This is a genomic window from Anaerobacillus sp. ABR4_321 (assembly GCF_056158505.1).
On record NZ_JBSWTK010000001.1, the window covers coordinates 3,833,707 to 3,856,667 of the forward strand.

Genomic DNA, 22,961 nt, shown 5'->3' on the forward strand with positions numbered 1-22,961 from the left:
ATATTCATACCTTTCCTCCCATGCTCAATAACCGCACTCGATTCGAGTGCGGTTCCTTTTATCGTCGCTTATTTTCATCCTGCTTCAACCAATAGCGAAGGCCTTTCCCAGCAAGCGGCTCATCCATATGCCTCGGAATCACGTGAAGGTGACTATGTGGGATGAATTGACCTGACACTTCTCCAACATTCCAGCCGACAGTATAGCCATCAGGGGAAAACCGTTCATCGAGGTAGGCTTTCGCTCGATTTAAGAGCGTATATGTATCGAGCCATTCCTCTTCTGTTAAATCAAAAGGGTCGCTCCTATGCTTTTTTGGAACGATCACGCCAGAACCCTTCAACACTCGTTGTTCATTGTCATGCTGAAGAAAATAACATGTTTCACTTTCAAACACGATCGTTTGGTTTACATCGCTGTATGGATTGCAAAATGGACAATCTTTTTTGTACATCAGCATCCCCCTCCACTTCTAAAAATTCGATAGGACATGATAAAAGTCCTCTAAAAATACCGGGATAGCCCTCTTATAGGTATCGTATACCATTTCGCTCCAATGTCTGCAATTATAAAAAAAAGACCAGGGTCATCATAAGATTTCCCCTGGTCTTAGCGATCAAGCACTTTTTAACTCACTTTTCTTTTCGGTACGGTCGATCACTGAAGAACCGACAAGGTCTCCAGTAACGTTGAGTGCTGTTGCACCCATTCCAACAAGCGCATCAACAGCAGTTAGCAATGCTACTGTTTCCATCGGTAAGCCTACCTGAGAAAACACTGTAGCGATCATGATGATTCCTGCACCAGGAACACCTGCAGTACCGATCGATGCGAGCGTTCCTACGAGCACGATCGCAAGCATATCCGGAAAGCTTAGCGGTGTGCCGACAACGTTTGCGGCGAAAACAGCGGATACCGCAATTCGTATCGCAGCTCCATCCATATTGATCGTAGCACCTAACGGTAAACTAAAACTATATAAGCTCTTTGAAAGGCCAAGTCCTCTTGCCGCATTTAACGTCACCGGTAGCGTGCCTGAACTACTCTGCGTAACAAAAGCCGTGATCATCGGCGTACGTGCATTTTTGAAAAACTCACCGGGTTTCACTTTGAAGAACAGCATCGCAATCACATAGATCCCGATTTGTACAGCGAGTGCAATATATAACACCACGATCATGTTTCCTAGTGAAAGAATGGTGTCGATCCCCTGGTTACCAATCGTCTTCGCGATGATCGCAAAAATTCCGATCGGAACGTATTGCAGCACGACATTCATGATCTTGAACGTGGCTTCGTTCAGTCCGTTAACAACTTTATAAAGATGCTCTCCAAGCTCAGCTGTTTCACTTGAACTTCTAAGAGCAGAAATCGCGATTCCGAAAACGAGCGCTGTAAAGATGATTCCAAGAAGGTTCATCTCACTAAACGCCGTCACGATATTCGTTGGAACGATGTTTAGTAAGACGCTCACCACGCCTGGATTTTCTGGTACTTCAACGCTTTCGTTCGGAGTGAGGTTTAATCCTTCTCCAGGATTGAAGAGGCTCGCAACCGTGATTCCGACGATCATCGCAACCGCACTGGAAATCACATAAAAGCTGAACACCTTTCCGCCCTTACGCCCTAAATCTCCAAGCTTCGTTTGGTTTACTCCAACGATCAGTGTGAAGAGAACGAGCGGTATGATGAGAAACTTTAATAGATTAAGTAATAGATCACCGAACGGCGCAAGCACAGCCGCATCTTCACCAAACACAAAACCTACGACAATCCCTAATAGAAGTGCTATCGTAATTTTCAATATTAATGAGGCATCAAGATAGCCTCGAAATAGTTTCTTCATTCCCTTTCTCCCCTTGCAAATAAACTAATATTAGTCCTATGAATTTACTAGGAAATAAAGATACCTTACATTTTACCGAAAGTCAACGGGTATGCCTGAGGTAAAATGCACCTGTCGTATCACGAGCGATCATCTCGGGCTAAACAGCATGACAGATACACCGACCAAACAGATTCCCGCTCCCAACCAATCATAAACATCAGGTGTCTTCTGATCGACACCCCATCCCCATAATACTGAAAGAATGATGAACACCCCTCCGTATGCCGCGTACACACGACCGAAAGATGGGAATGCTTGAAAGGTTGCGATCACGCCATACAGCGCAAGCGTTATCCCACCGATCACGCCGTAATACGAAGGATAGCCATCCCGTAACCAAAGCCAGATGAGATAGCCTCCACCTATTTCAGCTAGTCCCGCAAGAACAAATAATAGTAAAGCATTGACCATATTATCACTTCCTTATTTCAGCATGCACGTATTCAACTTGATTCGATTATAATCCATTTCCATTGTTTTCTTAAGATATGAAACTATTCTTAGGCTCCATCTTCTAAGATTAAATTAGCTATACAGCTTTTATCATCTCAAAACATTTGAAGTGCGAGCAAGCTTCAAAACTTGGCTACATTACGATCACCCATTATACAAAAAAGGAAGCTGCCTATCGAGACAGCTTCCTTTACTAGTTTTTTATCCTTCTTTATGCTTCCCTCTTCCGAAATAAAAGATTCCGAAGAAGATGCCAAGTGCGGTCATGGCAAGGGATAAAATCAGTCCTGCCCACGGTCCAACGCCTGCAATAAACGGAACCGAGAGCGCTGTGACGAGACCACCACCTAGGAACGGTTCATACACGAGCTGTTTGTAACCGAACGCTTCAAACGCAGGTGATTCGTTATCAGGGTCAACGATTCGCATCAAGAGGAGACCTGTTGCTGTAACACCCATCGACTGACCGAAGTCACCGATCCCTCGTTCGAACCAATAATTCGGTATGATCTTTGGCGCGAGGAATAGGAATCCGAATAAGTTCCAGGAGATTCCGGCTACAGCTAGAATTAAGAATGGAACGAGATAGTCACCGATCACTTCGAGTGATACTGTCGCGATCGCTGAAATAATCAAGATATCTAAAGCAAGTCCTTGAATACGGTTGATCATACGACGATCGACGAGATTGTACTTATCATTTTTATTAAAGAAGATTTGTAGAATGATACCGCCAAACATTGCGATCGGGAACAGCGGGATATACGTCATGAAGCTTGAGCCTGTCCACTGAGAGATCGTGATCGCTTCTAGTCCGATCAACCCTTGTAAAATCAACCAACCTATCAAAATGGCAACCATAATGATCGAGAGATGGAACGATAGCGGCTCAATCGACTCAGGTCGGAGCGTCATCTTTCCAGCTGGCTCTCGGTTTTGATACTCCATGATTCCACTTTTACGAAGGTCAGAGAAGCCATCAACATCTTTGATCACTTCTGTTTTATTATTTCTAACTGCCCAGTTGATCAGGATGATACCGAAGATCACACCTGACAACACACCGACTGTCGCAAGTCCAATCGCTAAGTCGAATGCCTCCGAGAAGCCTAGCTCTTCGAACGTACTCGCCATACCTGCTGCCGTACCGTGACCGCCCTCAAAGGCGACCTCGATCAGTGCCCCCGCCATCGCTGGAATATCGAAGAACGGCGTAAGGATGAGTAAGACAACTAATAGACCGATCACATATTGTCCCCAGCCGATCGCCCAACCGAAGGCGAGCTGCGGCCCGCCGTAAGTCCACACGTCTTTAAGCTTCGGCATCGTCGCTCCAAGGAATAACGATGCGAACACCACGTTGATCATAAGACCCGGGAGCGCCGCCCACACCTCGATGATTGTATCTGTCATAATGCCGTTCGCTAAGAAATGTCCTTCCGAGACGAAAGGAGCGACAAGCTTACCAAGAACCTGAGGACCTAGGAGCAATGCGATAAAGCCCCCTATTATGGATGCTGGTAAAAAAAGATCTTGCAAAATTTTCACTTTCACACGTATGAGTTTTCCGATAAGAAGAAAGACACCTATATATAATAGCGCAAACCCTATTTGATCCGGACTCAAAATGAACCACCTCGTTACATCAAATTTCTAGCTGCTTCGAATCACATCATAACAACCTTTACTTTTCCTTCCCTCGTAAAAAAAGGTGTTAAACGTGTTTTCAAAAAAAAAGACTTTTCAATTTTTTCAATTGAAAAGTCTTCTCTAGAAACGTGATAGGTGAAGAGCTAGTTCTTTAATCCTGTCATCTGTTTTCGCTTCGATTTCATCTCTCTCAAAATTATCCGAGTAGAGGGTATCTCCTTTAATGATATGGTCAGATAAGTTAAGGAGGCTGACCGCCTTTCTGCCGAATTTCTTTGCGACAGCAAACGTCGTCGCCGTCTCCATATCGACTCCAATATACCCGTCATCCGCCCAGGAGGCGACGAGTTCGCTCGTTTCAGCATGGATCGCACCCGTTGTGAAAATGGGTCCTGTTACGTATGAGTAATCTTTTTCCTCACAAAACCTGATCGCTTCTCGAACAAGTGCTTCGTCTGCTTCGACCGTTTTTCTCTCCGGTAAGTACCAGTGTGATACCCCATCTTCCATCGCTGCCGACGTCGCTATAAAGATATCACCATACTGCACATCATGAGACAACCCGCCAAAATAGCCCGTTTGAATGAACGTCTCAGTTCCTAGCACGGAGAACCGATGGGCAACTGACGCTGCGATCGGGCCTCCAAACACATTTGCAAATCCAATCCGTCTGTCGCCGTATGTCCCTACGATCGCATTCCAATCCGGGAACCACTGATCGTGATGAAGAAGCTCCTTCCAACTCGCTAAATTCCATTCATGTTCCCATTCTCCGTGTAAGATAAAAGCGTCAGGGACATCCTCAGCCTTTATTTTCATCGCGTTCAACCAGTCTTCTTTTTCAAAATCTCCATAAAGCTTCATTTGATCCCCCTAACTATGACAGCGTTTCTAATAAACGTTCGAGTTCATTCACCATATCTGGAACCCAGTCCTTCGCTTCTGGAATGGCGTCCACACCATAATCGATCAGCCATCTAAGCATATAGATCGTCCAGCAGATGCCGCCCATCGTAATCTGCCAATCTAGATCAACTGCTAATTCCTCTGTGACGTTATTTCGATACGCATCAATCACTTCTTTTTGACTTACTCCGTACTCTTCGGCAGAGGTAATCAAGCAGTATAGATCGCCAAGGTGAGGGCTAAGATTTGCATTGGCCCAGTCGATGATCTTGAGCGTTTTGTTTATGCCTACCATATTTTTTGGATAGTAATCATTGTGAGTAATGGTCACTGGGAAGCGTTTATACAATTGTTCCAAGTGTTGTGGAAGAACGTCTAAGGCACGTTGAAGAATAACGTCCTGGTTAATTTCTAACAGCTGATGCTGCTTTTTCAAATGAACAAGATCGTTGATCAATTTATCTTTTTTTAAATAAAACACATCTTTGATGCCAGTGCCCTTATTCGCTAGCCTCGATCGCACTTCAGTCCTCATCGCTGCTAATTTTCTGGCTGCTTCGATAAAATAACGTCCATCAGGGTTTTCTTCGACACTTTTCCCTTTTACATCTTCCATCAGTAAAATGCCAACTGAGCCTTCTGAAATCGCATTATAAATAATGGGTGAATCAACTTTAAGGGGACGAAGCAGATGTTCATAAACGGCTGCCTCGCGGGAATTCTCTCCCATTCCTTTTTTTGCAATCATCGTGTTTCCACCTGGCATCGTGACTCTCCAAACTTCTGAAAGTGACCATTGTCGTAGAGACTTCCATACGACAGCATTCTTTAAAGCAGGAACAAGATGAATATATTCCGTCCAAGCTTGTGGCGTGTTCATCGCTTCACCCCTTTTTTGGTGGTTAGTATAAGAGGAATGATGAAGCTCTAGCACCTTCATCAATTTTCCTCAGCGTCTTAACCAATATATGTCATCGCTTCTTTCAACATCTCTTCAAATCTCTCAGGATATTCGTGGTCAAGACCTGATATGATCTTCAACTTGTGCTGGATATTTCGCTTCACTAAAAGCTCTCCAAATCTGTTTGCACTTTCAATACAGTCTTCATCCTGGTCTCCGCAAATGATGTAGCCTTTTACATCTGTACCGATGTTGTCGAGCAACTCATCCCACTCTTCTACTTCTGGCAGCCACGGAGCAACAAAGATAAACCCTTTAACAGGTAAGTTTTTTGTCACCATGGCGTGAAGGGCTACTCGACATCCAGCTGAAAAGCCGCCGATCGTGATCTCATTAAATTGATCGACCAATCGGTCCGTATGATTGACGACTTCATCTGAGCCTTTTTCAAGATCTTCCCATTCGTATGCATCCGTAAACTGAATTTGAGACGACTGTGGAAGAGCGAGAGCCGTTCCCTCTGTAACGACAGAACGCCAATATTCTTTCGTTAAAGTAGCATTTTCCTGATCACCGTGTAACGCGATGAGTAGTGGTTTTTTTGCTCCATCTTCACCGATGAGCGTTAACTCAGGTTTAGCCGTTGCTTTCGCTTCTTCTTCCCTTTTCTTACAAATCTCCGCGAGTTCCTGAAACTCGCCTGTATCTTTAATGGAGTCCAAATCTTCATCTGCCATGAGATAATCATAGGAATACCAATACCCATGGTCGATGACGGCTTCTCTCATCAATGTTAATGCTTCATCTTTTAAGCCAGAAGCTGCAGCGAGCGCATATTGAAAATTATAAATCTGCGATCGATTCCCTTCGACTTCATCAGCATGCTCTTGAATATAGCGGAAAGCTTCTAAGCTTCCATCGTTTTCATATGTTTCGATCGTCTTGTTCAGTATTTGTGTATATGTCATGTCTCTCATCTCCCAATGTTTCACTCGCCACCGCTCGGAGCGTATGACTGATCTCGTACGACGACAGTTTCGGGGACGAATTTAATGAGAACGTTGCTGTCTCCCAATCCCTGAAAGTTTGGGGACCACTCTGCTTCCTCTGGTCCAAGATACCTTCTGAGCAGGCGATAGGCGATCCCTTTATCAAATGGGACGACCGTTGCCTCACCTCTAAACCCTGCATGAAAAACTTCACCAGTGCTGCGATCAAAATCCACGATGCCGATCGCACACTTCGGATACTGCTCAATTCTTGCTGGAAACGTATCAGAAGGTGGTGTACCAATGATCCAAATACACTCATCTTCCCAGTAAAACCAAACAGGAGACTCCCTTGGTCCCTCATCTGCCATCGTAGATAGATGTGCGAACAGAGGCTTTTTCATAAATTCGTCCAAGTCAAAACTTCGCTTTCCTCTTAATACTTTCATTATGTATCACCCATCATTTAAAAGTATGGAAGGCAATCTGTAAATGCCTAAATTCATGTTGCAAATCAGACTATTTCCGCTAATTCAATGAGATATCCGCGGAAAATTGAATATATCTGCGAAATCTCCTCTTTTATCCGCGATATCAAGAAAATATCCGCGAAATACCTTAAGCCACACCTTCCCTACATCACACCAAATATTTAACAGCACAGCAAACGCATATTCTTCCCAACATTGAAAAAGCTAACAGATGTGCAGATGAAAAGGGGCAATGGACTATGTACATATTAGGAGCGCTATGTTGGATCATTGCCGCTAGACTTTTTGGAGACTGGCGGCATTGGGAGAAATACCATCACACCATCCTTTATTTTATAGCATGTGATCTTCTCTATAATTTCCTAACTTACAAATACCCGCTGTGGGAGTATACGGAAAGCAATTTTTTACCGAACCATACATCGATAAACTTAATCATCATGTTCATCGTCTACCCATGTTCGGTTTTGATCTATATCCCTTATATGGATAGGTTGAAAAGAACATCTACAAAGCTCCTCTTTCTACTCTCATGGGTCGTGTTATACGGATTCTTCGAATGGCTTTTCACAGTTTTGGATTTATTTCACTATCACCACGGCTGGACGTTAGTCAGTTCGATCGTCTTCGATTTCATCATGTTTACCATGCTCTATTTACATTACAAACGCCCTCTAATCGCTTATGTAATTTCCATTCCAATCATCATCGTCTTGCTCATTCTGTACGATGTTCCCGTAAGCAATTGGAGATAGTCAAGGAGGATGACCGTGGCACTTGCGATCGCAATGACCATTTCCTTATTCCTGATTCAGCTAACGATCTTCCATAGAAAAATGCGGAGCTTTCTCGAAAACTCTATCGTATTCTTCGGTGTTTCCATCTTTATCATGAATTACTTGACGATTATTACATGGAACATGAAATTAATCTCCACATCAGATGACAACACGTTATTTCTGACCTTTTTACTGCATCGGAATCTCATCACGCCGTTAATCATTATTCTTTTTATCAATACAGTTAGCATGTTAACGAGTCGAAAAGCAAAGTTTGGCTTTTTTGCTTGTACCTTGCTAATCATGCATACCTTTAACTTAGGGTCCGTCTATCTTAAAGTTGAGGTATATAACGAATGGAACTTCTTTCTTGCGATCATGATGGACTGTATCCTTCTACTCATCGGCCTTGCTATGCTCAAATTCGTTATGATGCTGCGAAGGAGAGAGCACTATGAAGGTTTATGAACGGGCTTTTGACCTAAACGAATGGTTTGTTATTCTTAGCGTACTCGTTCTGTTTTTTTTACTTTTTTCCCTGCCAAAAATATTCTCTACATTAGAGACGATCGGATATAGTTTGTTCGGGTTATTCCTTGGAATGTTTAGTGACCAAACGCTAAGTGTTAGTGCATGGGACTTTTATGATGTAAATGATACTGCCGCCTATCAGGGAATCGATTTCTTAAGCTATGTGATGTACTGTCCTTATAGCTACTTCTTTGTTTACATTTATGTAAAACTAAACATCAAAGGCTTTTACTCGATTCTCTACATCGTCATTTGGACGGTCGTGTCGATGGTGATGGAGTGGATCGGGACGAAAATAGGCCTCTATCATTTTGACAAGGGCTACTCGATGGTTTGGTCTGTGCCGATCTATCTATTGTTTCAATCGATGCTGCTGACTTACTATCACTTAGTAAAAGCAAACTAGCGCTATCGATATTCACAGATCCCGCTCTCAAACGCCTCAACATCATTGTGTTCGATACCATGAAGAGCTTCCTGCAATGCGAACGTGTTTTTATAAAACGTCACGCGTTCTAGGAGGTCCTCCCTTTCAGAATAAAACGCAAGACACCTCTCTACGAATTCGTTTCCGTAGCTAGCTAAAAGCCCTGCAAAGTCATAGGCTGGATCTCCGATTTCCGTTTCCCCAAAGTCGATGATTCCCGTTATCTCACGTTTCTCAGGGTCCCACAAAATATTTGAAGCGCCAAAATCACCGTGAATCCGCTTCTTATGTACACGGGTCTCTTTCACTTTCTCTAGAAAGGATTCAAAAAGGTTCGAAACATCCTTTCTCGCATCTTCCCTCATATGTTGGAATAACAGGTTCTGTATCCTTACATATAGACTCTCAACCTCATGATGAATCGCTGCGTTGCTTTGTTCGATTGGAACCGAATGAAGCTTTGACAGAAATGTACCGAGCTGATTCGCTATTCTCTCTTTATCTTCCACAGTGATTTTCTGAAATTCTTCTTTCCAAAATGGTTCCCCTTCTATCAAGTCGTACCCCGCGAAAACCTTCCCAACCTCCTGCGTCTGTAACGACATATACGTAGGGAATGGAACGGGGAGCGTCACATGTTTTCTAACTTCTTCAAGGACCGCCGTTTCATTCTTCAGCGCTAGAATCCCTTCATCATACTTCGGAAACCTGAAGACAAGATTCTCGTTCACAATGACGACATCATTGTTTTGACCGATGGTGTTTAGTTCTAGCTTCGTTATCGTTAATTCTGGATATATCGCATTAATTTCACGCTTATAGTTAGATGTCATACCCTTTCCCCTATTCTTCACTAAGTAGTAAGATCATACCTATTCACAGCCCACAGGTTTACATTCAGTCTCTCTCGGTTATATATCCTGTGTGGCTAACATTACCAAATCACAACAGCACATCGAAAAACACTCTCATGTTTTTATCACTTCCATACGTGGAAAAAGAAACATGAAGACAAGTTGAAGGAGAGGATTATAATGAGTAAAGATCCAAAAAGTGCAGCAGCAGAAATGAATCAAGACAAGAAAGATGATATTCTAGAGAACTTCCAGCAATTCAAAGACTATCTGGGTGATCAAGTTCAAAAAGGTGAAAAACTTGGTCTTGGTGAAGAAGGCTTATCCAAAGGTGCTAAGCGTGTCGGTGACTACTTAGCAAAACATGAAGAGCCGCGAAACCGTGAGCAAAAAGTATTGAACGAGCTATGGAACGTAGCGAATGAAGAAGAACGTAAGCACATCGCTCATGTTCTCGTTAAGCTTACTGATGAAACAAACAAGTAAGTTGATTTCTTAAAGACCAGCACGTTATTGTGTGAAATAGAGTGTTACCATTTAAGGATGGTTTTACGAGCCCTGGCTCTCACTGGAGATGTGAGTCAGGGCTTTTTTATGCTAGCCATAAGTCTTTTGCTTGAGATTCAGATAAGCCAAGCACATTTGTAAAATAACCATGGAGCGGTGTAGATTGATCCCACATTCTATAACACGCGATCAGACTTGACATGCGATTATCAAAATGGTCTTCCACTAACGCCTTCACAACTTTTTTGCTTCGCCAGTAGTCATAAAAAGCCCCAGCGTACCCATTTTTCTCGCCATATCGATAGCCCGCTTTTCCAAACTCACTCAAACAATACTCACCGAACTCTTCTTTGTAGCTCTCGATCAACATTTCCTCAACTTCTGAAGTTTCCTGAAACTTTTGTTCAGAGAACATGAGCTTACTTGGGATATATTCACAAAGCCCCTCTTCAAACCACATGTTCACGTCGTCACCCTCAAAATCATCGTGAAAGAAATCCGCGTGATGGGTCAATTCATGGGCAGCGATGGCTGCTACATCAAGATGATTAGTCGAAGAGTAGTACGCTTCGGCATGCTCCATCCCTTCTTTAACCGTTGATAAAAAGAGTTCCTTCCAAACCGCCGGATCAGGACTGAGATGGATGAGGTCTCGAGACGTATACGCTGGGATAGGGATATCAGAATATAGCTCGGTAGCTGACTTCAAATCGTGAAAGACGATTCCACGCGGTGCTTCGAACGATGTGATGTCTTTAAGTGCTACTGAAAACTCCTTCAACACCTCGATCACTTGTAAGCCTTGTGCTTCTATCGTTTCTACATTTAAGGTGTCGGTGACAGATATCGCATATTGCATGTCGTCTTCTCCTAACGCAGTGTTTTTCCAATTTTGGAAATAATAGTCTAACCGTAACATAAGAGGTGCGAACAAAAAAAGACACATCTCAAATTCCTCAGATGTGTAGATGGTGCTATGTGCAATTTAATCCACGAATCGCATGCTGAACACTCGCCACAGTCTTTAAGTTGTCAATTTCTAACCCTGTATCCACTGCTTTATATACGAGCTCTGGCCGAAACCCTGTATAGGTGATAGACACACCGAGAAGTTCGATCACATCGTTCATTTTAAATAAAAACTCGGCGACCCGTTCGTTGATCGTATAGACACCAGATACATCGATGATCAGATGATCTAACTTTTTTTGGTGAACTTTAGTTGGGATATGATCTAAAACGTGGGCGATTCGCTCTTCATCGATCGACCCGATAAGTGGGAGCACAGCAATGCCATCGAACACCGGAACGATTGGCATGCCGATTTCGTTGTATATTTTTTTATACTTCCGCTCAGCATCTTTACGTGTCGTGATGTTTCGAATGATCGTTTGAATTGCTGCAACATCCCCATATACGACCGAATGACAGTATAACTCAACTTCGACAAACGTTCCGTCCTGCTTGAAAATCTCAGTTTCGATGGTTTCACTGATCTGCCTATCAATGGTCAATTTACGTATCTGGTCTTTTACAAACCCTCTTTGATCTGGCTTAAAGAATTCCACGATATCCAGACCGATGATCGACTCTCTCGTGCCATTGAGTAAGTCTATTCCTGACTGATTAATATAAAGTATTTCGTGATTTGAATGAATGACAGTCGCTTCGTTCGAGTACTCCAAGATTTGATTATAAACGAGTTCTTTTTGGACACCTGTTATGTTCCGAATGGCAGAATGTTGTTCCATATACCTCCTCCTTCTACAAGATCTCGCGAACGGCTACGGCTAAGAAGGTATCTAAATTGATTCATACAAGCAGACCGGTAACAAACCTCATTAACAACTCATTCGTCTTTGTTCGTCAAAAATCCTTTATTCTACAAAAATCTAGCTCTTTTTCCTGATGAGAAGTGAAATTCAGTCGAATGTTTGAATTACTTTTCCCTTTCCATTACGCGCTGTCACTTTTGCACGAGCACCGTTTATCAATGTGAGCTGTGGAGGAACATGACCACAGTCGATATCGTAAACTACAGGCACTCCGATTTCTTCCGCAAGCTGTTCATACACATCTTCAATGACATACCCATTCACTGGTTGATTCGCTGCACTCCTCCCAAACAAAATACCTGAGCAATGATCGAACCACCCTGCTAGTTTCATTTGAACTAGCGACCGTCTTACACTCGTTGTATTCAAATCACAGTTCTCAAAATACCAGAGGATTGGCTCATCTGAATGCGTTTCTCTAAATGACGCTACATCGCCATATGGCGTGCCGACGAGATGTGTGAGGATGTCGAGGCACCCTCCAAGCAACCGTCCTTCTAACGAAACATCGTCTTCCGTTGATTTCCATTCAGTCTGTTCAGTCAAATGAAAGACACATGGAGATGGATTTTCGTGGTCCCATTCCTTCTGGTAGGCTTCAGAAGAATGTTGGACGACCATTTCACCTTTTTTCGTTTTCAAAACGGTTTCCCACATTGCAGTTGTCGGGTCTTGATAGTCACCTCTTAAATCGATCAAGTTTGTTCCATGAGCTGTCGCAATACCTGTTTTCAATGTGATGGAAAACAACAGCGCGCTAACGTCTGAATAGCCGAGAATCCATTTCGGTTTGATGTTTTCAAATTCAATATGCTCGAGAATTTCGATCAATAGCTCTCCGCCCCAAGGTGGCACGATGAGGTCGATCTCCTCATCCTGCATCAGTCTATTAAATTCATCCGCTCGAACCTTCGCACTTGCTGACTTTGCCTTTTTCTGAGTCCAGACTGTCTCTCCACAGGAAACGTCATACCCTTTTGCTTCTACTTTTTCAATAGCTTCACGAAGAATCGTATGTAAGCTTTCTGGTACTCCAGAAGATGGAGCGGTTACTCCAATCTTTGCGCTATTTTTTAACGTTGGATACTGAATCATGATGCATCTTCCTCACTATTTGGTTTTGTGCATTCAATCATCTTCTATAAACAGCGCTCGTTTCCTTCCGCTACATAAAAGAGTGTGGACGCATCCACACTCTAAGCGATTACTTTTCTTCAATCATCGTTAAATATTCTTTCACGACTTCATAAACATATTCCTGATTTGCTTCTGCGGTTTCAGGGTTATACGCACCGTCGTTTACTTTGTTGTTGGAAAGTACGCGAATGCCAAGAAAAGGAACATCATACGCTTTTGCAATCTGTGCGCCAGCCGCACCTTCCATCTCTTCTACTGAAGATCCGAAATTCTCATGAAACCAATTGATGCGATCCACTTCATTGTTCCATACATCTGCTGAACCGATCGTACCATCGACGATCTTTCCTTTTGTGTAGGTATCTTTTACCGCATGAGCAGCCTTTAGTAACGTTTTGTCACCTTCAAAATAACGGATGTTTTCTGCATCAGGATCTTCTCCCGCACTTCCTTCTGATGCCATCAAGTCCATCGGAATCCACTCTTTCGGTGAAATGCCTTCCCCTTCATCTTTGTTCGGTGTTTTCAATGAACCGAGATTGACAGTTCGTTCACCTAGAACGATATCGAAGACGTGAAGATCTGGATCATGCCCACCCGAAGTACCTTGGTTGATAATAGCGATCGGGTCATACTTTTCGATCGCTACAGCCGTTGCAGCCGCAGTATTCTCCATTCCTTTACCCGTCTTCGTGACGATCACAGGGTAACCGTCCAATGTTCCTTTATAAAACACAAATGAACCAGACTTTTCTTCTTTCACATCACTTAACTTACTAGCAAACTTCTCAGCTTCAATCGGCATTGGCCCTTGAACGATGAGAGGCTGCTTTTCATTCTCCTTAGCTGCTTCAGCCTCACTTTTCGTGGAAGAACTGCATCCTGCCATTACAGAAAGTATTAGTAAAGAAACCATTGCGATCGCCATGTATCTTGCTTCTATTCTACGTTTCAATTGAAAACTCCCCTTTGTTGTTCGAATGATGTTGTCTTCTCCACTACTTCTACTGTGCTCCCCTCTAAGATGTTTGATGCACCGTTTTCTCCACAGAAAAAGGCCTAGAAATGTAGAGTGACATCTACCTTCTAGACCACCAAAGTCAAAGTATCAACAATAGAAATAACCATAGCAAAAAGAACACGGCTAGTACCGGCATATACTTTAACTCGTAGTCTAGTTCGTTTACGGGAACCAGGTAGAGACACTCAGACCATATTACTGAGGATATACGAGCAATGTTTTTTAGTTGTTTACTGTGTAACTATATCAAAGGAACAAAGGAAGTTCAACCTAAAAACGAACGTTAAATGAAAATAATCATTTAACGTTCGTCTAAATAACGATAGACAATTCTCACTCTTCTAGCCGATCAAGGACTAATTCTTTTATTTCAAGCATTTCCTCATCCTCTGGCCTGATCTCTAAATAAGCATTTACTTCTTCTAAAACTTTTTCATCCTGACCTTTATCGGAGTATATGTACATCTTGTTTAAATGAATTTCTGCTACAGGTATATTGTCATTTTCTATCGACTCATACACCTCTAGTGCTTCATCAAGCTGACCCGCTTCTTGTAATTCATATGCTTCAGTGAACTTTGGCTCCATGTAGGAAAAGTACACTTCTTCTTCTACAAACATGATTGAGAAAGAATAGATGAAGACGATTAATACAAAAAGAATAGCTCTAAGCCAACTTACGCCCCCCTGCTTCCTTATGGCTGCCAAGCGTTCATCACGATCAGGGTATTTTTCTTTCAATTTCTTTACTTGTTTAAGTACAAAATCAAAATACAGTTTATTTGATAAGAGAGCGAACGCTATAAATATAGGTCCCATACTTGTACCCGAAATCGTCTTCTTAAAGTAAAGGATGGACAAAACATCGATCAAGACGATAACACCTAGTAACGAATAGGCATAAATGTTCATCTTACGGAATGCAAACCAAAACAGATTAAAAAGGAACGACGCCCAGTTCCATGAAATCTGCGACTTTTTGTTTGATAATTTGCTCCACTTCTTTTCGTAAACGTCTGATCTCTTTCCCGTATACTCAAGCACTTCTTCACGTAATTCTTCATCAAGGCTTTCAAACTTTATGTCTTTATCCTTTTTCTTCAACACACTTTTCCCCCGATCAAACTAGTTAACATACTTAAGGATACGTTAACAATTAGGAAGGGACAACCAATTTTACAAAAGTAAGTGAATCAAAAGGCCCATCACTTACTTTCATCACACCTTAAAAAAACAGTGACCACCATCATGGTGATCACCGCTTACATTACCAATCGAAATCCTTCATCTTCTTTTTTAATTCATACAAGAAACCTTGTTCAAACTCTATAAAAAAGTGTCCGTTATCTTTAGTTTCCCTTATCCCTTCGGACACTGAGATTGTTCTAACATCGTATTGGTAAGACGCATCCCACACCCCCGTAAAGTCCACTGAATCAATGTTTGTTCGTGCTTCTTTCGAGAGATATTCAAGCCCATCTTGCGTTAACCCATTCACAAAAATTTTCATAATATGATCGATTAACACTGACACTTGTTCATTACGTACATCTGATCCTAGAAGTGTAGCGATTTCTTCAGGTCCAAATCGATTCAAGCCTTTGGTTAGCTGAAGCTCGCTCCCGCTTGGGCCTGGGATTGTTGTAGCTTCCTCCACATCGTCCGTAATAACATCTCTTGGTTCAAGCAATTTCTGTATATCATTCCGATCGATAGAAACATAGTAATCTACTTCTACACTGAAATAATCCCCTAGCGTTTTGCTCGTCGCTTCAGGACCGGATCCATACGCATAGGCATGAGTGAGTTTGTCTTCACTAACTAGTTCTCCCCCTGGCTTTAGAATAGGAACTTTTAAACTGCGTGGCATGGCGATGACATTAATATTATTGGAAACTTTGTCAAAAGAAACTAGCAGGTTAGCATCCGTTCGGTCCGTAGAGTTTGTTACCATGACAACGATCGTAGTAATATCACTTCTTTCATTACTGCCCGTGACAACATCATCTTTTAAGATAATGGGTGTCCCTTGATTACTGAGGAGAGAAGGTATGAGCAATATAAAACATATCGTTGCAACAAGTGCAGTCGCCGTAATAGGAAATAGTCTCCCTTTAAAAAAGGTTCGTTTATTTCTCTCTCCATTTCTGGCTTCAATTTTCCTAAACACGTTTTGCCGATCATGCTTTGTAAATTGAAGGTCCTCATCATTTTCACGGAGGGCTTCTTTCAATTGTTCATCATCCATACATCTCTGCCTCCTCTATCATTAATCTCAGCTTCTGCTTCCCTCTCCTTAATCTCGTTTTAACCGTGTTAGGCGTAATCGAGGTTATTTCTGCGATCTCTTCTATTTTTAGAGAATGATAGAAATAAAGAAAAATCACTTCCTTATACTTGATAGGGAGAGATAAGACGATCTCTTTAATTTCTTCGTTCGTCGATTGCTGAATCACTTTGTTTTCAACAGAAGCCTCAAATCCATTAGCTGTCTCTTGTATAAAATTAGATACCTGGAGCTTTCTGTATCCCCAACTTTTCACATAATCTTTGCACTCATTGATTGTTATTCTGTAGAGCCATGTTCTTAAAGCTGCGTCTTCACGAAAGGTATGAATTTTTTCATAGCATTTAATAAACACATTCTGCACAAGATCTTTTGAGGTATAAGTATCCTTTACATATGTATAAGCCAATCGTACAAGCTCATCTCCATAATCAATCATGATTTCTTCTAACATGGCGTCCTTCTCAACGTCTTTCATTTTAGCTCCTCTCTATCAAGTGATTTGTTCTGGAAGTTTGACGAGACCATCGATGAAATAGTTTCAAAGCGGATAAAATAAAATGACTTCCTAGGATTCGGAAGTCACTTATTTCGTATGCTTTTTCTTATGAAATAGATTCCAAGTAGCGCGATTCCAAGTATAGGAAGAATTGCGATGAGAAAAATACTTATTGCCCCCATCCCCAACTCCATTACCTCCTCTCAACTGACCTTCGCTTATTGTAAATCTCTAATACTTCTAGTACGAACAATTCATCATACCCTGTCCGTTTATGTATTCTAGCAGTCCATTCTTCGATACTAGTTAGGTCTCGCTCGTTATATAACCCCGCTGTCGTACTCATAAAACTTCTCCAGTTATAAAACTCCCAATGAGCTGTCTCTTCTTTAAACGGGACCCTACACTCAAGTAATGGTACCGGTTTTATGAGGTGTTGGGAATGCTCTGCTGCACGTTTAAACTCTCCCATCTCAACCACTCTCGTATCATAAACCTGTTTCGAAACCTTGCCATTCGGTCTCTCGTAAAGAACAGTAAGCTGCTCATCATGAGGGCTCACCTGAATGCGCGCCCCTGGAAAAAAGCCATCAAGCTTTTCATTTGAATAATCCTCACATTCCGAGTCGATTAAGACAGGCTGTATCCATTGATCCCCAAGGTCACATAAATAGCGTCTCCCTCTTTCATCTACCGCAACGACAGCAACATGAGCATCTTCTGTATGTAAATCGTGTCCGATCGGATAGGCTTTCACACCACTTCTTTTAAACTCATCGAGCAACCAGTACGCGAGATCAAAGCAATTACCTGTAATGCCATATTGCGCTCGATGTTCTTTCATCAAAGCAACTTCTCTCTGCTTTTTCTGCGCTTTATTGAAATACCACGCTTTCGTAAGTGTCTCCATCGGAAAGTCATCAAACGTTTTCCAAACGGTCATAATCTGTTCTGGCGCAATCATCGTGATCCCCCTCATTTTGTGCTAACCCACTATTTCCATAAAAAAGTGCGTTCACCTCTTTTGTCGGTCACGGTCATACGTTTCTGCTTCGTCGAGATGATCGTCCGTCAGGTCATACCCGAGTTCATCGGAGTGACGATCAGGATGGCCAAGTCGATAGGAGTATCGATGGTAACGGATCTGCCTGCATATCAGAGCGATAAAACAACCTATTAGCGCGATGATTGTTACAGGTTCATAGCTTACTAAAAGCGATATCATTAAGATGAGAGCTGACGGCAAACCTATCATGTATTGGATCTTTTTTAAGTACCCCACTGGTAAAAACACCCTTTCTTATTACTTGTACGTTTTTTCTTTTTTAAATGTTTCACAAGGTGTCTTCATTTCCAACCAACTGAAAGCTATACTAATAGGTAGAAAACGCTTTTAGTAGTCAGGAGAGAATGCCAATGAATCTTACATATGACGTGATCAGTCCTGAAGAAATCGAGTGCTGTCGAGAGATTTGTAACGAGCTGATGGTTTTCCAAAAATCAAAAGCGCACATCACCCCCGAATTATTCGATGACATGAGCTTTGAAACACGATTGGTTCCATCTGTGGAGAAAGCGGAGAAAAATTACATTGTCGTTGTAAAAGACGAAGAGGAGATCATAGGATATGTGTACTCGAACATTTCACGTAAAGAAGCGTATGATAATGACTTTGCGACTTTCTTTGATCTATCGTCAGTAAGTGGAGACTTTGTAGGTTGCTTATCTCAATTTTATATAAAAGATGGTTATCGACAGTATGGGGTTGGTTCTAAGCTTTTCGACATGTCGATGGAATGGCTGCGGAATGAAAAAGACGTTCAAGATCATTTTATCTTCGTATCGAATGGCAATCAAAATGCGCTAGACTTTTATCAGCGAAAAGGCTTTTTCATCAGTCACGATATCCTCGATGGATTTATTACCGTGTTACGGAATAATAAGACGGCAGTATAAAAATGATAGAGAAAAGCCACGCCTCGATCCATAGCTGCGCGGCTTTTCCGTTCTAAACGATATCGTTATCGTGTCACTCTACCTATTCTTCAACCACTTTCGCTACAATTTTCCCAGTAACATGACGTTCTGAGAGCTTTACGAGTGCTTCTGGCACTTCCTCTAATGAGATGACATGCTTAACCGTTGGATCAACATGGCCACCGAGTACGAGGTTCACCATTTCGTCTCCCATTCTAGCGAGATCAGCTTGCTCTTTCTTATTGTTTGAAGCATATACACCACCGAGTGCAATCTGGTGGAACGAGAGAGGGCGTGTAAAGGAAACGCCTCGAGAAAACTCAGGGACACCTGCGATATAGGCGATTTGACCGTTGAACGTTAGAGCATCGAGAGATTTCGTTGCATTCTCTGCGCTCACCGCGTCGAGCACTGCGTCGATCCCAACGCCGTCAGTAAGTTCCAAGCATTTTTCAACGAAATCTTCTTCCTTATAATCGATCACATAGTCCGCGCCTAGCTGCCTCACATACTCATGGTTGCTTTTTGAAGCGGTTGTGATGACGGTTAATCCCATATACTTCGCCATTTGAATTGCAAATCCGCCTACGCCACCAGCTCCAGCATGAATGAGGATCGTTTGACCTTTTTCAATGTGAAGCTTCCTGAAAAGGGATTGATACGCTGTGTATCCAGCGGTAGGAAGTGCTGCTGCGTCTTCAAACGAGATCGCATCAGGAAGTCTTGAGATCGTATGAGCAGTCGTAATGGCATATTCTGCGAAGACACCCTTCTTCGTCAGATCACCATGGTAAACCACACGGTCTCCTTTCTTCCACTCCGTCACATCTTCACCTACTTCTTCGATGACTCCAGCACCATCAAGACCTAAGATGTGTGGATATTCCCAGTTTGGATTACCGTTCGTCGCAGTTTTATAATCAACTGGGTTTAATCCAGCAGCATGAATCTTGACGAGGACTTCACCTTTTCCCGGTTTTGGTGTTTGGATCTCCTCCACCGTCATGCTATCCCACTCGCCTTTTTCTTTAAGCAGTAACGCTTTCATGTATGAATCCTCTCCTTTTAGTAACATGCCTTTTTATTTCAGCTTAAAGTATAGGCTTTATAGAATGTTTTTAAAAATATCTTGCTTCGAGCACGCGGGAACCTTAGCGCAAAAAAAAGCGAGGAATCGATTACCGATTCCCCTTCTCTAACGAACGTTTTTATTGAACGATCTTCAGCCCATTTGATCTGTGATCAGCATGTGGCCAGGCGCGTGCGTGATCATAATCTCAGGTTTTGCGTTTAAGCCGACATACTGCGGTGTTACTCCACATGCCCAGAACACTGGGATTCGCTCTTCCGAATCAAAAGGCGTATACTCCCCGTAGTCTGGATTTTCAAAATCATGAATACCAATTTCAGAAGGGTCGCCGATATGAACCGGAGCACCGTGTGCATCAGGAAATTCTGCCGTGATGCGCACGGCTTCGTCGAGCTCTTCCTTCTTGATCGCTCTCATGCTGACAACCATTCCTCCAGAGAAACGGCCTGCCTCTTTACATGCGATCGAGGTCTGGTACATTGGAACAACTTTCTTCATCTCTTGATGCAATAAGCTGATTCCTGCTTCCGCCAGAGCTTTCTCGAACGTAAAACTACATCCGAGTAAAAACGTTACGAAGTCGTCACGCCAGTACTCCTTTAAGTTTAGCGCCTCCTCTTTCAAAGTTCCATTTTGATAGATACGGTATTTCGGAAGGTCAGTCCGAATATCTGCATCAGCAATATTCGGTTTTACCTGACCTGCTTCTAACACATCTACTAATGGACAAGGCTTCGGATTTCGTTCGCAAAACTTAAGAAAGTCTGATGCGTATTCCCTCGGAAGAGTGATCATGTTTGCTTGCAGATACCCATCACACATGCCTGAAGTCGTCGCTTGATCCGTTTGATCTCTAAATCTTAGACGTTGTTCACTTGGTTTTAACATCAAGCTCACCTTCCTTTAAAGCTCATAAATTTCAAGAAACTTTGTATTAAAGTCACCTTCTACAAACTTTTCATGGTTTAATAGCTTCTGATGAAATGGAATCGTCGTCTTGATTCCTTTAATTTTAAATTCACTTAGTGCTCGCTTCATCCGCTGCATCGCTTCCTCACGTGTGGCACCATACGTGATAAGCTTCGCAACCATCGAATCGTAAAAAGGCGGGATAACATAGCCAGAATACATAGCTGAGTCAACGCGAACCCCAAAACCTCCAGGAGGCAAATAGGTCTCTACCTTTCCTGCAGAAGGCATAAAGTCACGATCTGGATCTTCTGCATTGATTCGACACTCCATCGACCAGCCTGTAAGGACGATATCATCCTGCTTAATCGGTAACACTTCGCCGTTCGCAACCTTGATCATTTCTTTGATCAAGTCCACTCCTGTGACCATTTCCGTTACCGGATGCTCAACCTGAATACGTGTGTTCATTTCCATAAAGTAATACTGGCCGTCTTCATCATAAATAAACTCGACGGTGCCCGCACCTGAATAATTTACTGCCTTGGCAGCGCGAACGGCTGCTTCACCCATCTCGTTTCGAATCGACTTATCGAGCGCTGGGGACGGCGTTTCTTCTACAAGCTTTTGCATACGCCTTTGGATTGAACAATCACGCTCACCAAGATGAACGACGTTCCCGTGGTTATCTGCAAGAATTTGAATTTCAATATGACGGAAGTTTTCAATGAACTTCTCTATGTAGACACCCGGGTTTCCAAACGCTTTTGCCGCTTCCTGCTGGGTCACATTGATGGCTTTAAGTAACTCCGATTCCTCTCTTACGACACGGATTCCCTTTCCGCCACCACCAGCTGTTGCTTTAATAATAACGGGATAGCCCATCTCAGCTGCAAGGTCAACGGCTTGTTCGTTGTTTTTAATAATGCCATTCGAACCTGGTACGACAGGAACACCTGCTGATCTCATCGTTTCTCTCGCAACATCTTTCGTCCCCATCTGATTGATGGCTTTACTACTCGGTCCAATAAACGTGATGTTATTGTCTTCGCAGATTTCTGCGAACGCTGCATTCTCCGATAAAAATCCGTAACCTGGATGAATGGCGTCAACACCACCGTTGATTGCTGCGGTCATGATGTTTGCCATATTCAAGTAGCTATCTTTCGAATAAGTCGGACCGATACAATAGCTTTCATCCGCTAGTTCCACATGAAGAGCGTCACGATCAGCCTCTGAATAGACTGCAACCGCTTCTAGGTCAAGTTCGTGACACGCACGTATGATGCGTACAGCAATTTCTCCACGATTTGCGACTAGTACTTTTTTAATCCCCATCTATGCTCTCTCCTATTCTGGTTTTACTTTGAATAGTGGCTGTCCGAAATCCACAAGGTCGCCATTGTTCGCAATGATCTCAACAACTTCGCCATCCACATCAGCGTGAACATCGTTGAACATCTTCATCGCTTCTAACACACATACGACCGTATCTTCTCGAACGGTATCTCCTACTTGAACAAACACATCTTCTTCAGGAGAAGGAGACGTGTAGAACATGCCGACGATTGGAGCCGTTACGGTATGAACATCGCTATCTGACTGTGCCTGAACTTGTTCTTCATCTCGATCGGATGACGGTTCTTTCCTTGTCGTTGGCTTTTCTTCTTTCTTTTCCACTACACCGCTCTCTGACGTACCATAAGGATTTTGATTTTTCACCTTTACAACGAGCCCATCTTGCTCATAGTGCACTTCATCCACGGTTGTTCCGTCCATATTTTTAATAATATCGATGATTTCTTTTGACTGTAGCATCTAGCATTCTCC

The 22,961-nt window shown here is 42.7% G+C and carries 27 protein-coding genes and 1 riboswitch; of the genes, 5 read left to right on the plus strand and 22 right to left on the minus strand.

Features of this window, described 5'->3' with window-relative positions; translation table 11 throughout:
• Positions 1–58 precede the first annotated feature (58 nt).
• From ACXADT_RS20205 to ACXADT_RS20240, 8 genes are all read right to left on the minus strand, one after another.
• On the minus strand, positions 59–454 hold the full coding sequence (locus tag ACXADT_RS20205) for an HIT family protein (RefSeq protein ID WP_474832556.1): 396 nt from the start codon (positions 452–454) through the stop codon (positions 59–61).
• Positions 455–616: 162 nt separating this feature from the next.
• Entirely contained in the window at positions 617–1,846 is a 1,230-nt protein-coding gene (locus ACXADT_RS20210; RefSeq protein ID WP_474832557.1) for a dicarboxylate/amino acid:cation symporter, read from the minus strand.
• A 129-nt stretch (positions 1,847–1,975) separates the two neighbouring features.
• Positions 1,976–2,299, minus strand: coding sequence for a YnfA family protein (locus ACXADT_RS20215; protein WP_474832559.1), 324 nt, complete (start codon positions 2,297–2,299; stop codon positions 1,976–1,978).
• Between the two features lie 243 nt (positions 2,300–2,542).
• Positions 2,543–3,967 carry a sodium/glutamate symporter gene (locus ACXADT_RS20220; protein WP_270180886.1) on the minus strand — a complete coding sequence of 475 codons (1,425 nt, stop codon included), beginning with the start codon at positions 3,965–3,967 and terminating at the stop codon, positions 2,543–2,545.
• 144 nt (positions 3,968–4,111) lie between these two features.
• Positions 4,112–4,855, minus strand: coding sequence for a nucleoside phosphorylase (locus ACXADT_RS20225; protein ID WP_474832560.1), 744 nt, complete (start codon positions 4,853–4,855; stop codon positions 4,112–4,114).
• A gap of 13 nt (positions 4,856–4,868) precedes the next feature.
• On the minus strand, positions 4,869–5,777 hold the full coding sequence (locus tag ACXADT_RS20230; protein ID WP_474832561.1) for a phosphotransferase: 909 nt from the start codon (positions 5,775–5,777) through the stop codon (positions 4,869–4,871).
• A 77-nt stretch (positions 5,778–5,854) separates the two neighbouring features.
• A complete protein-coding gene (locus ACXADT_RS20235; RefSeq protein WP_474834601.1) occupies positions 5,855–6,775 on the minus strand; it encodes an alpha/beta hydrolase in 921 nt (306 codons plus the stop codon).
• A gap of 11 nt (positions 6,776–6,786) precedes the next feature.
• Positions 6,787–7,236, minus strand: a complete 450-nt coding sequence (locus ACXADT_RS20240) for a pyridoxamine 5'-phosphate oxidase family protein (RefSeq protein ID WP_474813588.1) — start codon at positions 7,234–7,236, stop codon at positions 6,787–6,789.
• A 281-nt stretch (positions 7,237–7,517) separates the two neighbouring features.
• On the opposite strand from ACXADT_RS20240, the gene ACXADT_RS20245 reads away from it, so the two are divergent.
• From ACXADT_RS20245 to ACXADT_RS20255, 3 genes are read left to right on the plus strand one after another with little or no spacing between them, the layout of a single operon-like run.
• Positions 7,518–8,033 carry a CBO0543 family protein gene (locus tag ACXADT_RS20245; RefSeq protein ID WP_474832563.1) on the plus strand — a complete coding sequence of 172 codons (516 nt, stop codon included), beginning with the start codon at positions 7,518–7,520 and terminating at the stop codon, positions 8,031–8,033.
• A gap of 15 nt (positions 8,034–8,048) precedes the next feature.
• Positions 8,049–8,525, plus strand: coding sequence for a hypothetical protein (locus ACXADT_RS20250; protein ID WP_474832564.1), 477 nt, complete (start codon positions 8,049–8,051; stop codon positions 8,523–8,525).
• The gene (locus ACXADT_RS20255; RefSeq protein WP_474832566.1) at positions 8,512–8,994 is read left to right on the plus strand and encodes a hypothetical protein; all 483 of its coding nucleotides are present in this window, start codon (positions 8,512–8,514) and stop codon (positions 8,992–8,994) included. The genes ACXADT_RS20250 and ACXADT_RS20255 overlap by 14 nt, the downstream gene beginning before the upstream one ends.
• Positions 8,995–8,996: 2 nt before the next feature.
• Here ACXADT_RS20255 and ACXADT_RS20260 read toward each other — a convergent pair whose 3' ends face one another.
• Positions 8,997–9,848, minus strand: a complete 852-nt coding sequence (locus ACXADT_RS20260) for a phosphotransferase family protein (RefSeq protein ID WP_270180878.1) — start codon at positions 9,846–9,848, stop codon at positions 8,997–8,999.
• A gap of 201 nt (positions 9,849–10,049) precedes the next feature.
• On the opposite strand from ACXADT_RS20260, the gene ACXADT_RS20265 reads away from it, so the two are divergent.
• Complete coding sequence (locus ACXADT_RS20265; protein ID WP_474832568.1) at positions 10,050–10,355, plus strand: DUF3243 family protein; 306 nt, start codon at positions 10,050–10,052, stop codon at positions 10,353–10,355.
• A 106-nt stretch (positions 10,356–10,461) separates the two neighbouring features.
• Here ACXADT_RS20265 and ACXADT_RS20270 read toward each other — a convergent pair whose 3' ends face one another.
• From ACXADT_RS20270 to ACXADT_RS20310, 9 genes are all read right to left on the minus strand, one after another.
• On the minus strand, positions 10,462–11,235 hold the full coding sequence (locus ACXADT_RS20270) for a hypothetical protein (protein ID WP_474832569.1): 774 nt from the start codon (positions 11,233–11,235) through the stop codon (positions 10,462–10,464).
• Between the two features lie 115 nt (positions 11,236–11,350).
• Entirely contained in the window at positions 11,351–12,127 is a 777-nt protein-coding gene (locus tag ACXADT_RS20275; RefSeq protein WP_474832571.1) for a PAS domain S-box protein, read from the minus strand.
• Between the two features lie 171 nt (positions 12,128–12,298).
• Positions 12,299–13,306, minus strand: coding sequence for a S66 family peptidase (locus ACXADT_RS20280; RefSeq protein WP_474832572.1), 1,008 nt, complete (start codon positions 13,304–13,306; stop codon positions 12,299–12,301).
• 109 nt (positions 13,307–13,415) lie between these two features.
• Complete coding sequence (locus tag ACXADT_RS20285; protein WP_474834603.1) at positions 13,416–14,276, minus strand: 5'-methylthioadenosine/S-adenosylhomocysteine nucleosidase; 861 nt, start codon at positions 14,274–14,276, stop codon at positions 13,416–13,418.
• Positions 14,277–14,498: 222 nt separating this feature from the next.
• A riboswitch (purine riboswitch) is annotated at positions 14,499–14,601 on the minus strand.
• A gap of 101 nt (positions 14,602–14,702) precedes the next feature.
• Positions 14,703–15,473 carry a DUF2628 domain-containing protein gene (locus ACXADT_RS20290; protein WP_474832573.1) on the minus strand — a complete coding sequence of 257 codons (771 nt, stop codon included), beginning with the start codon at positions 15,471–15,473 and terminating at the stop codon, positions 14,703–14,705.
• A 163-nt stretch (positions 15,474–15,636) separates the two neighbouring features.
• Positions 15,637–16,617, minus strand: coding sequence for an LCP family glycopolymer transferase (locus ACXADT_RS20295; RefSeq protein ID WP_474832575.1), 981 nt, complete (start codon positions 16,615–16,617; stop codon positions 15,637–15,639).
• A complete protein-coding gene (locus tag ACXADT_RS20300; RefSeq protein WP_474832576.1) occupies positions 16,610–17,134 on the minus strand; it encodes a sigma-70 family RNA polymerase sigma factor in 525 nt (174 codons plus the stop codon). Before ACXADT_RS20300 ends, ACXADT_RS20295 begins: the two co-directional genes overlap by 8 nt.
• Positions 17,135–17,348: 214 nt before the next feature.
• Positions 17,349–18,119 carry a hypothetical protein gene (locus ACXADT_RS20305; protein WP_474832578.1) on the minus strand — a complete coding sequence of 257 codons (771 nt, stop codon included), beginning with the start codon at positions 18,117–18,119 and terminating at the stop codon, positions 17,349–17,351.
• 51 nt (positions 18,120–18,170) lie between these two features.
• Entirely contained in the window at positions 18,171–18,437 is a 267-nt protein-coding gene (locus ACXADT_RS20310; RefSeq protein ID WP_474832580.1) for a hypothetical protein, read from the minus strand.
• A gap of 134 nt (positions 18,438–18,571) precedes the next feature.
• Between ACXADT_RS20310 and ACXADT_RS20315 the strand changes: the two genes are divergently transcribed.
• Positions 18,572–19,111: a GNAT family N-acetyltransferase gene (locus ACXADT_RS20315; protein WP_474832581.1), complete on the plus strand. Its 540-nt coding sequence runs from the start codon at positions 18,572–18,574 to the stop codon at positions 19,109–19,111.
• Positions 19,112–19,193: 82 nt separating this feature from the next.
• Here the strand turns inward: ACXADT_RS20315 and ACXADT_RS20320 are convergent, their stop codons facing one another.
• From ACXADT_RS20320 to accB, 4 genes are all read right to left on the minus strand, one after another.
• Complete coding sequence (locus ACXADT_RS20320) at positions 19,194–20,180, minus strand: zinc-binding dehydrogenase (protein WP_474832583.1); 987 nt, start codon at positions 20,178–20,180, stop codon at positions 19,194–19,196.
• A 174-nt stretch (positions 20,181–20,354) separates the two neighbouring features.
• The gene (locus tag ACXADT_RS20325; RefSeq protein WP_474832584.1) at positions 20,355–21,110 is read right to left on the minus strand and encodes a putative hydro-lyase; all 756 of its coding nucleotides are present in this window, start codon (positions 21,108–21,110) and stop codon (positions 20,355–20,357) included.
• A 15-nt stretch (positions 21,111–21,125) separates the two neighbouring features.
• Positions 21,126–22,469, minus strand: a complete 1,344-nt coding sequence (accC, locus tag ACXADT_RS20330) for an acetyl-CoA carboxylase biotin carboxylase subunit (RefSeq protein WP_474832585.1) — start codon at positions 22,467–22,469, stop codon at positions 21,126–21,128.
• A 12-nt stretch (positions 22,470–22,481) separates the two neighbouring features.
• A complete protein-coding gene (gene accB / locus ACXADT_RS20335; RefSeq protein ID WP_474832587.1) occupies positions 22,482–22,949 on the minus strand; it encodes an acetyl-CoA carboxylase biotin carboxyl carrier protein in 468 nt (155 codons plus the stop codon).
• Positions 22,950–22,961 lie beyond the last annotated feature (12 nt).